Origin of the sequence: Colwellia polaris, assembly GCF_002104515.1 — a bacterium.
GTDB classification, from domain to species: domain Bacteria; phylum Pseudomonadota; class Gammaproteobacteria; order Enterobacterales; family Alteromonadaceae; genus Cognaticolwellia; species Cognaticolwellia polaris.
This window is the reverse complement of record NZ_NBOE01000012.1, coordinates 105,150-120,358: the sequence shown is the minus strand read 5'-3', so window position 1 is coordinate 120,358 and position 15,209 is coordinate 105,150. Positions and strand designations below refer to the sequence as shown.

The 15,209-nt window shown below is 38.4% G+C and carries 14 protein-coding genes; 9 read left to right on the top strand and 5 right to left on the bottom strand.

The window, feature by feature from the left end; translation table 11 throughout:
• Window positions 1–38 precede the first annotated feature (38 nt).
• Both B6A32_RS16160 and dolP read left to right on the top strand, forming a co-directional pair.
• On the top strand, window positions 39–629 hold the full coding sequence (locus B6A32_RS16160; RefSeq protein ID WP_085305953.1) for a phosphoheptose isomerase: 591 nt from the start codon (window positions 39–41) through the stop codon (window positions 627–629).
• 1 nt (window position 630) lies between these two features.
• Entirely contained in the window at window positions 631–1,209 is a 579-nt protein-coding gene (dolP, locus tag B6A32_RS16155; protein ID WP_233131448.1) for a division/outer membrane stress-associated lipid-binding lipoprotein, read from the top strand.
• Window positions 1,210–1,358: 149 nt separating this feature from the next.
• Here the strand turns inward: dolP and B6A32_RS16150 are convergent, their stop codons facing one another.
• On the bottom strand, window positions 1,359–1,769 hold the full coding sequence (locus B6A32_RS16150) for a hypothetical protein (protein WP_085305952.1): 411 nt from the start codon (window positions 1,767–1,769) through the stop codon (window positions 1,359–1,361).
• A gap of 240 nt (window positions 1,770–2,009) precedes the next feature.
• The gene (mrcB, locus tag B6A32_RS16145; protein WP_085305951.1) at window positions 2,010–4,373 is read right to left on the bottom strand and encodes a penicillin-binding protein 1B; all 2,364 of its coding nucleotides are present in this window, start codon (window positions 4,371–4,373) and stop codon (window positions 2,010–2,012) included.
• Between the two features lie 164 nt (window positions 4,374–4,537).
• Here mrcB and miaA point away from each other — a divergent pair, with 164 nt between their 5' ends.
• Window positions 4,538–5,452, top strand: coding sequence for a tRNA (adenosine(37)-N6)-dimethylallyltransferase MiaA (miaA, locus tag B6A32_RS16140; protein WP_085305974.1), 915 nt, complete (start codon window positions 4,538–4,540; stop codon window positions 5,450–5,452).
• 212 nt (window positions 5,453–5,664) lie between these two features.
• On the opposite strand, the gene B6A32_RS16135 is transcribed toward miaA, so the two are convergent.
• Entirely contained in the window at window positions 5,665–5,997 is a 333-nt protein-coding gene (locus B6A32_RS16135; RefSeq protein WP_085305950.1) for a PBPRA1643 family SWIM/SEC-C metal-binding motif protein, read from the bottom strand.
• Between the two features lie 265 nt (window positions 5,998–6,262).
• Window positions 6,263–8,857, bottom strand: a complete 2,595-nt coding sequence (gene hrpB, locus B6A32_RS16130; protein ID WP_085305949.1) for an ATP-dependent helicase HrpB — start codon at window positions 8,855–8,857, stop codon at window positions 6,263–6,265.
• A gap of 145 nt (window positions 8,858–9,002) precedes the next feature.
• Between hrpB and thpR the strand changes: the two genes are divergently transcribed.
• Complete coding sequence (gene thpR, locus B6A32_RS16125; RefSeq protein ID WP_085305948.1) at window positions 9,003–9,569, top strand: RNA 2',3'-cyclic phosphodiesterase; 567 nt, start codon at window positions 9,003–9,005, stop codon at window positions 9,567–9,569.
• Between the two features lie 128 nt (window positions 9,570–9,697).
• Window positions 9,698–10,099, top strand: a complete 402-nt coding sequence (locus tag B6A32_RS16120) for a hypothetical protein (RefSeq protein ID WP_143327923.1) — start codon at window positions 9,698–9,700, stop codon at window positions 10,097–10,099.
• Between the two features lie 264 nt (window positions 10,100–10,363).
• Here B6A32_RS16120 and pepB read toward each other — a convergent pair whose 3' ends face one another.
• A complete protein-coding gene (gene pepB / locus B6A32_RS16115) occupies window positions 10,364–11,668 on the bottom strand; it encodes an aminopeptidase PepB (RefSeq protein WP_085305946.1) in 1,305 nt (434 codons plus the stop codon).
• Window positions 11,669–11,848: 180 nt separating this feature from the next.
• Between pepB and B6A32_RS16110 the strand changes: the two genes are divergently transcribed.
• The 4 genes from B6A32_RS16110 (at window position 11,849) to gluQRS (ending at window position 15,148) form a co-directional block, all read left to right on the top strand.
• On the top strand, window positions 11,849–12,694 hold the full coding sequence (locus tag B6A32_RS16110) for a hypothetical protein (RefSeq protein WP_085305945.1): 846 nt from the start codon (window positions 11,849–11,851) through the stop codon (window positions 12,692–12,694).
• Window positions 12,695–12,783: 89 nt separating this feature from the next.
• Window positions 12,784–13,494, top strand: coding sequence for a DNA/RNA nuclease SfsA (sfsA, locus tag B6A32_RS16105; protein ID WP_085305944.1), 711 nt, complete (start codon window positions 12,784–12,786; stop codon window positions 13,492–13,494).
• 296 nt (window positions 13,495–13,790) lie between these two features.
• On the top strand, window positions 13,791–14,231 hold the full coding sequence (gene dksA / locus B6A32_RS16100; protein WP_085305943.1) for an RNA polymerase-binding protein DksA: 441 nt from the start codon (window positions 13,791–13,793) through the stop codon (window positions 14,229–14,231).
• 14 nt (window positions 14,232–14,245) lie between these two features.
• Window positions 14,246–15,148 (top strand): tRNA glutamyl-Q(34) synthetase GluQRS, encoded by a 903-nt coding sequence (gene gluQRS / locus B6A32_RS16095; protein WP_233131447.1) that lies wholly within the window; start codon window positions 14,246–14,248, stop codon window positions 15,146–15,148.
• Window positions 15,149–15,209: the final 61 nt, after the last annotated feature.

The following is a 15,209-nucleotide window of genomic DNA, read 5'->3' as shown; positions in this document are numbered from 1 at the left end:
ACGCCTTTTAAGAAATAAACAACGGAGTTAAGTCCACCATGTTAGAACGGATAAAAAGTAATTTTACTGAAAGCATACAAACAAAAATTGCCGCCAGCGAATTATTGGCAGGGCCAATTGAGCAAGCCGGAATGACGATGGTACAAAGTCTATTAGCCGGAAATAAAATTTTAGCCTGTGGAAACGGCGGCTCAGCCGGAGATGCTCAACATTTCTCAGCAGAACTATTGAACCGCTACGAAACTGAACGCCCACCGTTACCAGCCATTGCCTTAACGACTGACAGCTCAACTATTACCTCTATTGGTAATGACTACCATTTCGATGAAATTTTTTCTAAGCAAGTACGTGCGCTTGGCAATAATGGCGATGTTTTACTTGCCATTTCTACCAGCGGAAATTCTCGTAACGTTATCAAAGCGATTGAAATAGCGGTATCACGCGATATGCCAATTATTGCCCTCACAGGTGGTGACGGCGGCGATATTGCTGGTTTGTTAGGTGAGAACGATGTTGAAATTCGTGTTCCTTCAAGCCGAACAGCACGTATACAAGAAGTTCACTTAGTGGTTATTCATTGTTTATGTGACATTATAGATACAACATTGTTTCCACAAACTGAGAGTTAATATGGCTATGAAATCAATTATCAGCACAATAAGCATAGCAATATTATTACAAGGTTGTGTTGCTGCGGCTGTGGTTGGTGTTGTCGGTGGTGCAAGTGTGGCAACCGACAATCGTTCTTTGGGTAATCAAATAGACGACCAAAAAATTGAGATAGATGCTCAAGCAAAGCTCAGTAAAAGTGATGCGTTAAGCGATAACACTAATCTGCAAGTGATCAGTGTTAACGGTAGTGTATTGGTGGTAGGCCAAGCGCCTAATAGCTATTTGCGTGACCAAGCAATTAAAGCGATAAACGAAGTTAATGGTGTTAAGCAGCTACATAACCAAATTCGCATCAGTAACACGACGTCTTTTACCACAAAAACTAATGACGTTTGGCTGACATCTAAGGTAAAAACCTCTTTATTTGGTACAGACAAACTCGATGCTACGAATATTAAAGTCGTAACTGAAAACGGCGAAGTATTTTTAATGGGCTTAGTCACTAAAGAACAAGCAACTAGCGCAGTAGATATTGCCCGTAATGTTGGTGGGGTTAACCGCGTGTTTAAAATATTCGAATATGTTGATGCAAAATAAGCCAACTAATGGCTTAACATTTCACGTTTTACATTAAGCTAAAATAAAAAAGCAAACCTAGTGGTTTGCTTTTTTTCAAGGTAAGTTTTATTTCTATTGAACCTTTATCTTTGCATCACTTTATTCAACAATTACTGACTTTAAAAGTATCATCTATAACCCGCGACTTGCTGGTCGCCTATAAGTAATTCATGCTTTAACCATTGCACCGCTTTTTGCCACTCGAGCTCTAAGCCTGAAAAAGTGCGGCTATTCCATTTGTCGTTTGCACGAATATCATTTAACTCTTCAACATTAATTCTACTTTCATCTGAGTAATACACAAAAGCAATGGCTTTTAAGCCTTCATAAGATCCTATAGATAGTTTCGCTTCATAACTAAAAGTATATTCATTAACTCTATTAATAAGCATGCCAAAATGACCAAATATATGTGCTTTAAAAAATACATCGCATTCTTCAATCATTTCAAGAGATAATTCAATACCTTCATCAATAATAACTTCAACTATGTTTTCAGCGAGCAAGGTAAAATAGCCAAAGCTTAATCTATGTTTCATTATGATCCTCTTTTTTTTATAGTGGCTGTAACATGTTAGTGAATACTGCTTGTTAATCTTGAGGTGGCTTTTTTATTTTAAACGCCGCTAACCCCTCCTTATATTCGCAGCTATGTTAGTTCGCTTTGAAAGTAAGCATGCTACGCCCCCCTTTAACCATAGTGCTTATACAAGGTTATTCAACCAACATTTTGGCGAAAATGGGTCTTTAAAAGCTTAACAATTGAATTCGCTATAAAACTAATCGCCAAATATTTTTTCTAACCATGATTTTTTCTTACTTTTTAACGGGGCTTCTTCGCAGTCAGCTTCATATAATAAACCTGTGGTAACAGCAGGCAGTAATTGCGAGTTATCACAAGCCTGGGTAACTGGACGGCCATTTTTATTATCAAAGCGCACTAGCTCTACACTTGCAGGTATATTAGCTTGTCGACTAATAGCACCTGTTTTAGTCATAAAATCAGCAAACAATACTAACGCGCCACTGCTGCCGGTAAGTTTAGTTGGCTTGTTATCGTCTCGTCCTATCCATGTTGTGACTAAAAGCTGATTATCGTAACCAACAAACCAGCTATCACGAAGGTCGTTGGTTGTGCCGGTTTTACCAGCGACCACTTTATCTTTCAAGCGCCAGGTTAATGAACGCGCAGTACCTGACGTTGTAACTTTATTGAGAGAGAAATCGAGCAAATAAGCGGCTTGTGTTGAAATAACTTGCTGATCTAATGCTTCAAACTGCCATAACGTTTCACCTCGAGCACTAACAATACGGTCAATGGCATGCGACTTTTCGCCTTTACCGTTATTTGCAATGGGAATATAAAGTTGGTTTATTTCCATTGGTGACATATTTAAAGCACCTAAAAGCATAGATGGGCGCGTAACTATGTCTTCCTGATAACCGAGTAAATGAATAGCTTGGGCAACATTGTCTAAACCTAATTGCATACCTAAATTTACTGTCGGTATATTGAGACTCGACACTAAAGCATCAACCAAATGTACTTTTCCTCTATATTTGCCATCATAATTTTTAGGACGCCACGCTTGGCCATCTTCACTTGAAAGCGTTATTTCTTTATCTTCAATTAAAGTCGCCAGATTAAATCGTTGGTAACGCTCTAAAGCAGCTAAAAATACAGCAGGCTTAATCAATGAACCAATAGGTCGCTTTGCGTGTAGTGCACGATTAAAACCAGCGTAACCAGCTTCTTTACCGCCAACTAGAGCACGAATTTCTCCCGATTTAAAATCAGACACTACCATTGCCACCTGCAATTGCTCAGCCGACTCTTGCGCTAACGTGGTAAGCTTTTCGTTAATTGTTGCTTGCAGTGCTAATTGGTGATTAATAGAAAAGCCAGTAAATACTCTCACGCCAGATTGCTGCTGATATTCGGATAAATGTCGCGATAATTCAGCTTTAACTAATTGTAAGTAAGCTGGGAATTTTTGTTGTTTTACACGACGTTTTTTTCTTATCGATAAAGGCGATTCAACTGCATGTTCAAACTCTTGCTGAGAAAGAATTTCTTTTTGATACATCAGTCTTAAAACTAAATCTCTACGCTTAATTGTGCGCTCTGGAAAGCGCCATGGGTCATAATAACTTGGCCCTTTTACTTGGCCTATTATCATCGCCATTTGTTCAGCATTAAGAGATTGGATTGATTTACCAAAATAAAACTCAGCAGCAAGCCCAAAACCATAAATGCCATTGGCATAATGTTGGCCTAAATAAACCTCGTTTATATAGGCTTCTAATAATTGGTCTTTGCTGTATCGGTACTCTAAAATCAGCGCCATAATGGCTTCATTCGCCTTACGCCATAAGGTTTTATCGCGCGTTAAAAACATATTTTTAACTAATTGCTGGGTTAAGGTACTTCCGCCTTGTACGGTTCTTCCTGCAATTAAGTTTTGATAAAGCGCACGTAAAATACCAATAGGTGAAACACCATAATGAAAATAAAAGTTACGATCTTCAATGAGCAGTAAAGTGTCTAATAGTTTCGTTGGCACCGCTTGCAACGAGACTAATACTCTGTCTTCTTTGCTTTCAGGTAAAATTCGATCAAGTAATAGTGGCTCTAATCTTAGTTGTGCTACTTTTTCATCATCAAGGTATAGAGCCTTAATTTTTCCGTTTGTAACATCAATGGTGAGCTTTGCTGGCGCTTCTACACCTGCACCAAAATCAAAAGCACGACGATAAATAATGGCGCGACTCTTCGACAAAGCAAACTCGCCGGGGCGTTCAACATGAGTAACTTTTTTATAACGATTAGCACTTAAGGATGCTCGCAAGTTGGTGAGTGTTAACTTGCTGCCAACAGTATATTTTTCAATTGCACCAAAAACTTGTACAGGTACTTGCCAACGCTGACCTTCAAATTTATCTCGCACTTTACCATCAAGATAAATGCTATAAAGAAACAGTACAAATACCGCGATAAAAGACATTTTTAAAAACAACCAAAATGACCAACGTAACATGCGTTTAACACGGCTAGGGGTTGTTTCCTCTGTCACTTTCTCGGCGCTAGATTTGTTGTTTTTTTGATTTTTACTAGTTGTTTTCGAAGTTTTTTTGGCTGTCATACGTTATTAAACGTGCCTTATGATTCTGCAATTAATTGCTTATAATAATCTAGCTAAGTTGATATCCCAACCGATAATTTGTAATGCGAGAAGTTAGGTCGTCAGCAGTAAAAATTAACGATATAATTAACACTTTAATTTTGCTTAATATTGATAGGTTAACTATGTCTGCATTTAACATGCTGGTGGTTTTAGGTTCAACAGCATCGGGAAAAACAAAATTGGCAGTTGAACTTGCTAAAATGCTAAATGGCGAAATAATATCTGCTGACTCTAGGCAAGTTTATTGTGGTTTAGATATTGGCAGTGGTAAAGACCTTGATGAATACCAAGAAATAAACCATCACCTGATTGATATTGTTGACCCTGGCTACGAATACAACATTTTTGACTTTCAAAAAGATGTCATTAGTGCCTATGAAAAAATTAGCGATAAAAACAAACTCGCTATTATGGCTGGCGGCTCCGCACTGTATGTTGATTCAATATTAAAAGGCTACCGATTAATTGAAGTACCTGAGAATAAAGCGCTTAGAGAAAGCTTAGCTGAGCTTAGTCACGAGCAATTAACTCAGCAGTTAATGCAACTAAAACCTAATTTACATAACACTACAGATCTTATCGAGCGTGATCGCTTAGTACGCGCAATTGAAATAGCACAAGGAGAGTTAGCTGCGAAAGACACCATTAATGATTTCCCTGCGCTTAAACCGCTTATATTTGCGATTAAATGGCCACGAGAAGTTATTCGTCAACGCATAACCCTACGTTTAAAGCAACGCATGGAACAAGGTCTTATTGCAGAAGTAGCGCAATTGCATGCACAAGGTGTAAGTTGGGAAACCTTATATTTTTATGGCTTAGAATATCGCTATATTGCGCAACATTTACAGGGAAAATTAAGTAAAAACGACTGCTTTCAAAAATTAAACTCTGCTATTCACCAGTTCTCTAAAAAGCAAGATACTTGGCTAAGAAGATTAGAAAGAAACGGCACTAAAATTCACTGGTTAGATGGTAATAAAAACCTTTTAACTCAAGCGATGGCAGTAATAGCGCAATTAAATAAACAGAATTAACACAAGAAAAGGCAAAGCAAAAGTTAACTAAGCTAGCCACCCCAAACTATTAGCTTGGTTTTTAGAGCTTGAATATATACAGCTCAAAGCTAAAAGGTTATTGCTTTGGATTAACGCGTAAGATTGAGTGTAGGCATATAGCTAAGATTAAGTAACACTGCTCATGCAATAGTGAGCAGTATCAATTTAAGATAATTAAAGATAAGTTGTTGTTAACCGCAACACTTTTTATATTTTTTACCACTACCACAAAAACAAGGATCATTACGGTTTGGTGTTTTCTCAAACGTAGTAGTCTTAGGCTTGTTGAGTATCCCTGTTAGCTCAAGAATATCTTCATCTGCACTACTATCTACCGTGATATCGGCAAATAATTCATTATCTTCAACAACAGCTGCCAATTCTAACTTCTTTTCTTCACTAGTAACTACCAGAGTTAGCGGGTGTTTTTCTGTACCAAGTTTAACAGCACGCTTAGTGTTATAACCTGTTTTTACATGATTTACTCTGGTGTGAATACGGCCTTTGTAATACAGATCGTGCATGATGAACTCCGCTAAATGAAATACTTTTATTTAAATACTAGGTTTGAGCGCGGCAGTATAACGTAAAACTTGAAATAGTCGACTGTTCAATGAGACAACTTAAGGTATGTTAACGTTGGCTAAGAAAACTAATTTTCTGAAAGTGGTAGCTAAATATTTAATTTAAGAGATTAAATCAAAAATATATTAGCTTTCATTATTCATCACAGTGTTATTTATTTTATCAAATAAAATGTTATTAATGTCTACATAGACATTAATGAAGCTATTCTGATTTAATATGACGCTTAGTTTTACGTGTAGCTTCTGCATTTGCTGGATCATCGGGCCAATAATGTTTGGGATATTTTGATTTCATATCCTTTTGCACCTCGCGATAACTACCCTGCCAAAATGCGACAAGATCTTGAGTTATTTGAATAGGGCGCTGTGCCGGAGATAATAACTCGATGATCAAAGCAACTTGGCTATTATGATTGCTGTCACCAACCGAAGGCGTGGTACTTACACCATAAAGTTCTTGCATAGGTAAAGAAACAACGGGCGCTTGTTCTAAGCTGTAGCGGATTTTACATTTTCGCCCTGTAGGCCCTGAGAAATAGCTAGGTGCAAGTTGATTAAACACTTGTTGTTGCTGATAAGATATCTGGCTCATTAAAACTTCAGTTAAATTGAGCTTATCGAGTTGTGCCTTGCTAGTAATATCAGAGAGGTAAGGTCCAAGCCATTGCTCTAATGTATTAAGTAAATGTACTTCACTGACATCCTCGAAGCCTAAATGCTGTTGGGTTTGATTAAGCCAGCGCCAGCGTAGTAATAGTTGCTGAGCTTGCTCATCGAAGTTCAGCCAAGCTAAGCCACGTTTGCGAATATGTTGGCACCAACATTCAACCAACAACACTGGCGAAAGTTTTTGTGTGATATTTTCTTCGCTGATAACAATCGAGCCTATAACCTGCTGCTTAGCACTGCGAATACGGTTTTGCTTTGGATCAAAATGCAGCTGTGTTTTACTTTCTGCTTGGGTAACCTGCCAAGCAATCGCTTGCGACAAATTAATTTCTGCAGCTAGCGCAATAGATAAAGTGTGTTGACGCTGAAAAAACTGCACAGCAACAAGATATTTTTTATCAGCGAGTGCGTCACTCGCACTCATAGTTACGCCTTTGCCATAGGCAGTTAAGTAATTACCCTGGTGATCTCTTTGCTTAGCCAAACGCTCTGGGTAGGCAAGTAAAAGTAACAAACCGCTGCACTGCAATGGCAAGTGGTTAGCTGTAGTACAAAAGCTTTGGCTTGCATTGCTTATTTCAACATAACTGTTGTCGCTAGCCTTACGTTGTTGCTGAACCGCCAAGCGATATAAGCGCTGCGCTTGTTGAATTATGCGTTGATGCTGAGGTTTTTTCGCCTGTTGCAAAAGTTGAATAATACGTTGTGATATATCGCAGTTATCTACTCGTTGTGCTGCGCCAAAAATATCACGCTCTTCTAATAATGCCGCATATAAACAAGCAAGCGACAATAAATGCTCAACCTGCTGTGTTTGCTCAAGTTGCATAGCCGACAATAGCATTTTGGCAAAGCGCGGATGACAAGGGAAAACAGCAACTTGTTTACCTTGCGCCGTTAATTGGTGTTGCTGAGAAACTAAGGCTAACTCGGTTAATTCTTGCCACGCTAATTGTTCTTTTGTTGTGTTGGGCATTTCTATCATGGGTAGCTGATCACAAGCTGTCGCTCCCCACCTTGCCACTTCCATCAGCATAGGCAATAAATCAGCTTGCTGAATTTCGCTATGACTTTGTTCACTTCTGCGCTCAAAGTCATCTTTACTGTATAAACGAATACAGTGCCCAGGCGCTAACCGCCCAGCACGACCGGCACGTTGAATAGCTGAAGACTTGGCAATACGGCGTTGGTTAAGTTTGTTATTCAGTGTTTGTACATCATAAATAGCAACATTCTCCAAGCCAGAATCAATAACAAGGTCGACCCCTTCTATGGTTAAACTGGTTTCGGCAATATTAGTAGCCAACACTAGCTTATGCTGATTTTCGGCGGCAGGCGCAATGGCTTTTTGTTGCTCGGCTAATGACAATTCACCATACAGCGGACACAAGGCCATAGTATTTGGCATATAAGGCTGTAGCTGCTCAGCTAAATAACGAATATCGCCAGTACCTGGCAGAAACATTAAAATTGAGCCTTGATGCGAGTTCACCAAAGACTTTAACACCGATAGCGCATGTTGACGCCAAAGGCGTGTATTACTGGGCGCTTGATAACTTATATCAACAGGGAAGCTACGGCCTTTACTTTCTAGCGCTACGGCATCAGGCAACTGCAAATTTATCGCTTGCGTTGCTAAGGTTGCTGACATTAAAAGTATTTTTAAATCTTCACGTAGCCCTTGCTGAACATCGCGTGTTAATGCAAAGGCTAAGTCGGCGTTTAGTGAGCGCTCATGAAACTCATCAAACACCACTAAACCACAAGCTAAAAGCTCTGCGTCGTTTTGAATTATTTGCGTTAAAATACCTTCAGTGATCACTTCTAAGCGGGTATTATTTGAAGTTTTACTTTCATTTCGTAGCCGATAACCTACGGTGTTTCCAACAGTTTCATCCAATTGCTGAGATAAGTAACAAGCAATATTTTTTGCTGCTAATCGCCGAGGTTGTAAAAGGTATATTTTCTGCCCAGACAAACAAGGTAAATCTAATAACCACAAAGGCAAACAGGTTGACTTACCAGCTCCTGGAGGCGCGGTCAGCAGTATAGTATTGTGCTGAGTTAATGCGGTAATAACATCATTTTTGATATCATCAATGGGCAGTTTTTTAGCTGATAACGTCATAAATTATGAAAGGTTTTCGTCAGTTTATCGTTTATTGCGCTAATGTTACCATAACAACGGATTAGCGTTTGTTTTGTCTCGAGCGCGTTATTAACTTTTTAAGTGACAAATTATTGATGAACGCAAATATAAAAGCAGTGCAAGCATGAACAAACGTATGTTTCTTGCCTTAGATGTTTCAAGTGCTGATAAAGCTACACTTGCCTTATGGCGTACGCAAAATTTAGCCTTACCTTTTAAGGTCATTGAGCCGAATAATTTCCATGTTACATTGGCCTTTCTGGGTCTGCTTGCAAACAATCAACAAACCAATTTACAGGCGCTAATTAATCAACATCACAACGATATTCAACAACACCTAAAACTGCTACTTCCCGAGCAAACCTATTCTTTACAGCTATCAAAAGTTGGGTACTTTAAAAAAGCTCAAGTATTACATCTTATGCCTGAGCATAGCCCGAACTGGCTAATGTATTTAAATACTACACTTGTTGAGTTAAGCCGGAGCAGTAATATCACTTTAGAACAAAAGCGCTATCAACCTCATCTGAGCCTATACCGTAAAGTTAAGCCCGCATTAACAGATACCGACTTCATTATAGAAAATACAGCAATAAAACACGCTATGTGCATCAAAAGCTTTAGCTTATATCACTCTTACTCTACTGACTCAGGCGTTAAATATTTCCCGGTTAAAACTTGGAAGCTTTAAATTAATACGGTTAATTTACATACAAATTAAATTTGCAAAATTCGAAAACTATGCTTACTTGGCAAAAGAATAAAATACTGTTATCACTTGTCACCCGGTTTTAAATGGAGTTATTAATGGAGCTAATAATGGAAACAATAGTAGAAGACAAATACTCAATAGCATCGCAATCGAACATTTTAGAAGTTGAAGCGTTTGGCCCATTTAATGAACAAGTTACCGAAAAATATATTGATGATATGTATAACGCTTGTGATCAGTTTTCTGGCCAACCTTGGGGGTTATTAATTGCTTTTTACGGTAATAGTGTTTTTTCTCCTGAAGCTGAAGAAGCATTAATTAAGGTTAACAAATATCGTGTAGAACAAGGGCTAATTGCTAATGCCAGCGTGTTAATTGATAGCAGTACAGCTGATATTCAACAATTACAATTACGCAGAATTTATCAAGCTTGTGATATAACTTTTTATGTTTTTAGTGATATCGACAGTGCAAAGTCATGGTTAGAGCAATATTTACAATACAACTAAAAAGTGAGAGTTTAGAGCTATCAGCTATCAGCTATCAGCTATCAGCTATCAGCTATCAGCTATCAGCTATCAGCTATCAGCTATCAGCACACAGAAAAACATAAAACATGTAGTGATTAAAGTTAATCTACTTATTTAGCGCTTCATTTGTGTCGGAAACATTAGGTATATAGAGGATAATTTGGCAATAGCGAAAGGTTTAGCTTCCGCTATGTTTAATACTCAATGTTTAATGATTAATACTTAATTTGTTTTTACTGATTTTTATTTCGAGATCAAATCTGCAATTGTAGCAATGCCTAGGCCGGTAGCACCTGCTGCCCATAAGCCAGACTCATTACCGTTATAAGCACCCGCTAAATCAAAATGTAACCAACCAGCGCCATCATTATCAACAAAACGAGATAAAAATCCTGCTGCATTACTTGCGCCACCAGGACCACCACCTTTTATGGTTCGACTATTCGCAGTATCAGCAAACACAGATGGGCATTTATCTTGATGCCATGGCTCTAGTGGTAATTGCCAAATAGCTTCACCAGTAGCTTTGGCACAAACTTGCGCTTGGCTTGCGGCACTTTGGTCTAGTGCGAATAAGGCAGTATAATCACCACCCGTGGCACTAACAGCAGCACCGGTTAATGTTGCAGCGTCAATAATCATCGGCGCGCCTGTTGCACTTGCTGCCATTAAACCATCAGCTAGCACCAATCTGCCTTCAGCATCGGTATTCGCGATTTCACAAGTTACGCCATTTTTATAAGTAATGATGTCGCCCAATTTATAAGCATCACGGCTAATCATGTTTTCTGCACAACAAAGATACAACTTAACACGTTGATTTAAGCCTTGTTTCATTGCTAAGGCTAAAGCGCCTGCAACAACCGCAGCACCACCCATATCGCACTTCATGTCAAACATACCTGCGTTACTTTTAATGCTGTAACCACCACTATCAAACGTAATGCCTTTACCGACTAAGCATGCTGCTACTTGTGCATTTTCATCACCCGTTGGGTTGAAGTCTAATTCGAGTAAACAAGGCTCATTAACACTACCTTTACCCACATTGTAAATACCCATCCATTGTTCTTCTTCTAAGGCTTTACCTTGAACAAGACGTGTTGAAACATGGGCTGGTGCAATGTTTTTAATATAGTCTGTAGTAAGTTGCGCAAGCTTTAATGGGTATAACTCTGCGGGTGTTTGGTTGGTTAAATCACGACTCCAAGCATACACAGCTAGTTTATTACTTAAACGCTCAATTAAAGCTGGCTCGCCACAAAAGCTAATATTTTCTAATTTATTAACACAACTAAAACCAAGGGCAAATGCCCATTGACTTGCCTCATCCCAAGCATCACCTTGTAAAGATGCATGTTCAATGCCTAATTTTTCAATTTTACGTGCCGCCATTTGTATTTTTCGAGAACGAAAAGCAGCCTCTTCTGGTAAATAAATAGCAATATTATCTTGGCTAATTTGGAGCGTTTTATCTTGCTGCCAACCTTGTACATTATTCGTTGTGGTCAACGTTATTGATACTGGAGCAGAATTAACTGTTGTCATGTTATCGCCTTTACATTAATTTTTATGCTGATAGTTTACACTACATAAGTAAATAATTAACCTTGCACTTGCTTAACCCACAAAGCTTTTTTGCTAGGCTTTAGCTAAATGCAAGATCAGTCATCAAAGCTCAAATAAACTTATATATTTAAGCTTTTATAATACAAGGTTTTCAAAAAAATGAGCTTAAGTCACTATAAAATTAATTATTTTCTGACAATATGTATCCTCGTTATTACAACGCAAACGCAAGCTCAAGATAATACTTGGTTATTAATCGATAACTTCGAACAAAAAAACACCCTACAAGGATGGACGAAAGCAGACACTAAAAATGATACGTCACCTAAGCTACCCAACCCGCAAATAACTGAACAACGAAGTGAAGGTTCAAAAATAAAAACCAATAACTATTTAATTAAAAAGCCTGCTGCAGAAAACATAGTAGGCAATCGGAAGGCGCTCACTTATAAAAAGTTGCCCATACAAGTAGCTGTCGGAGAAACTTACACTTTTTATACTCGAATAAATGTTGAGTCTTTTCCCAACAACCATGCATTTGGCATAAGTAACATGCAACCAAAAGACATTGAACTTAACGACTATAACGCTTTTGAACCTACGCTTAGAGTCACCGATAAAACTGAATCTAATGGTTTAATCAATACAGGGGCGCTTATGGTAAAAAAGGGAAAAGGCTACGCCAATATTTTTAACCCTGTAAAACAGCAAGATGCAAAGCCATTGATACCAGGAGTTTGGTATCAAATTTGGTATGTCGTAAATAACGCGTTATTAAGTGAAAATGGACAAACCTATGATGTATACATTCAAGGCTCAGAAGAATTCCCACATCAAACAAAAGTTTATTCAAATGCTACATTTAGAATGGCGAGAGAATTACCACTTATTTATTTTTTAATGAATACCAATACCGGGCCAAAGTCACGTCCGTATGGTAACGGTGGATTAAAGTATGACGATTTATATATGTCGAAAAATCTTAACCTTACGAGTCCTTTGTAGACATTAATTACCAGTTTTACCTGCTCAAGCATTAGCAGTTCAATAGTGAATAACGTAAACTAAAGCAAATACTTTTTACCACTAAAAAAATGGAAATTCCTCTTAAAAAGGCAAAACTCATTAAGCGCTATAAACGCTTCCTCGCTGATATTACATTAGAAGATCACAGTGAGTGTACCATTCATGTGGCAAACACTGGGGCAATGACTGGCTGTGCTGAGCCCAATGACCTAGTTTGGTATAGCACTTCAGACAATCTAAAACGCAAGTACCCATTTAGTTGGGAGTTAACACAAACTCAAGACAAACACTTCATTTGTGTTAATACTATTCGCGCTAATCAGCTAACAGAACAAGCACTTTTAAAGGGTACTATTACAGAGCTACAAGACTTCACTTCATTAAGTCGAGAAGTAAAGTACGGCGATGAAAATAGTAAAATCGACTTTCATCTAACCGATAAGAGTGGCCGAGAAACATATATAGAAGTGAAAAGTGTCACTTTACTTACAGCGAATCAAGGCTACTTCCCTGATGCTGTAACCTTACGGGGACAAAAACATTTACGAGAATTAATGGCGATTGCAGCACAAGGGCACCGCGCAGTACTGTTATTTGCTGTATTGCATTCAGGTATTAATGACGTAAAACCCGCCGAGCATATTGACATTAACTATGCCAAGTTACTTCGTGAAGCAAGTCAGCAAGGTGTTGAAATTATTGCCTACAAAGCAAAATTCAAAAAAGAACAACACAATTTCAATATATTTTTAGCGGATAAAGTACCTGTAATTATTTAACCTCAACAACGAAATACCGAGAATAATGATTGACGAAGGGGCTATAAACTTGCTAAAAGAGCATGCTCAAAAATTATTGTCACTTTCGGTAAAGTTTAGACAGCAGATAACATTAATAAATACTTTTCAATTTTTTCTTGATTATTTTCAATTAAGCCTTGAATTTTATACTAGCTAACACAATATATGTGGAATATTTCAGGTCTATATAAATTGGCAGTTGCAACCAAGCGATGCCGTTACACGATGTAACGATTTACCATCGATTTAGGTCTAGTAGCATTAGGAGAATTAGCATGCCAACACAAAAAACATTAGGTATTTTAGCATTAGCGGGCGTTGACCCTTACGTTGAAAAGCCTAACGAAGAATACATGAATGAAGCGCAACTAGAACATTTTAAAAAAATTCTAGATGCTTGGCGAGTACAACTTCGACAAGAAGTAGATCGCACCGTAACTCACATGCAGGATGAAGCGGCGAATTTCCCTGACCCTGTTGACCGTGCTGCTCAAGAAGAAGAGTTCAGTCTTGAATTACGCACTCGTGACCGCGAACGTAAGCTAATTAAAAAAATTGAGAAAACGTTACAATTAATTGAAGATGATGATTTCGGTTTTTGTGACTCTTGCGGCATCGAAATCGGCATTCGTCGTTTAGAAGCTCGTCCAACGGCTGATCTTTGTATTGAATGTAAAACTTTACAAGAAATCAAAGAACGTCAACTCGCAGGTTAATACCTTCGACTTTGTTGGAATTTAATAAAACGTTGCGACCTGGTATTACTCAACAATACCGAGGTCGCTTTGCACCATCCCCTTCTGGTTTTTTACACTTCGGCTCTCTCATTGCCGCCCTAGCAAGTTATTTAGACGCCAAACACAATAACGGCCAATGGTTAGTCAGAATTGAAGATATTGATCCCCCAAGAGAAAAAAAAGGCGCTAGCGCTGAAATTCTAAAAACATTAGACGCTTATGGTTTACACTGGGATGAAGAAGTGCTTTATCAAAGCCAGCAAAGTGCTCTGTATCAAGCCGTATTAGCCGAGCTAGCTCAACAAAAATCCAGTTATTATTGTCGCTGTACACGTGCGCAAATTAAAGCAATAGGTGGGATATATTTAGGCCATTGTCGTGATATTGAACAACCCCAAAATAACAGTGCCATTCGCGTAATAAACCGTTTTGGCGTTTCACAATATAACGATCTTATTCAAGGCCAAGTCAATTGTAATGCTGCGCTTGCTAAAGAAGATTTCATCGTGCTAAGAAAAGATGGCTTATTTGCTTATCAGTTAGCTGTTGTTGTAGACGATATTTATCAAAACATTAGTCATGTAATTCGCGGTTGTGACCTACTCGAGCCTACCGCTCGGCAATTAAGTTTTTACCAAACATTACAGAAACTCCCTCCACAACATGGTCATTTTCCACTCGCGGTAACCGAAAAAGGCTTTAAATTAAGCAAACAGAATAACGCGCCTGAAATTGATAAAAGTAGCCCCGTACCTTCATTATTTTCAGCATTAACGTTTCTCGGGCAACAGCCAAATGATGAACTGCTTGATGCTAGCGTTGATGAGCTTTTACACTGGGCAATATCTCACTGGTCGATAAGCCAAGTGCCAAAATCACAAGAAATCGTTCTATAAGCCGTTTTTTCACACTGTTTTCATTCTCTTTTACCTTGCACTGTTATATCATTGCGCGAGA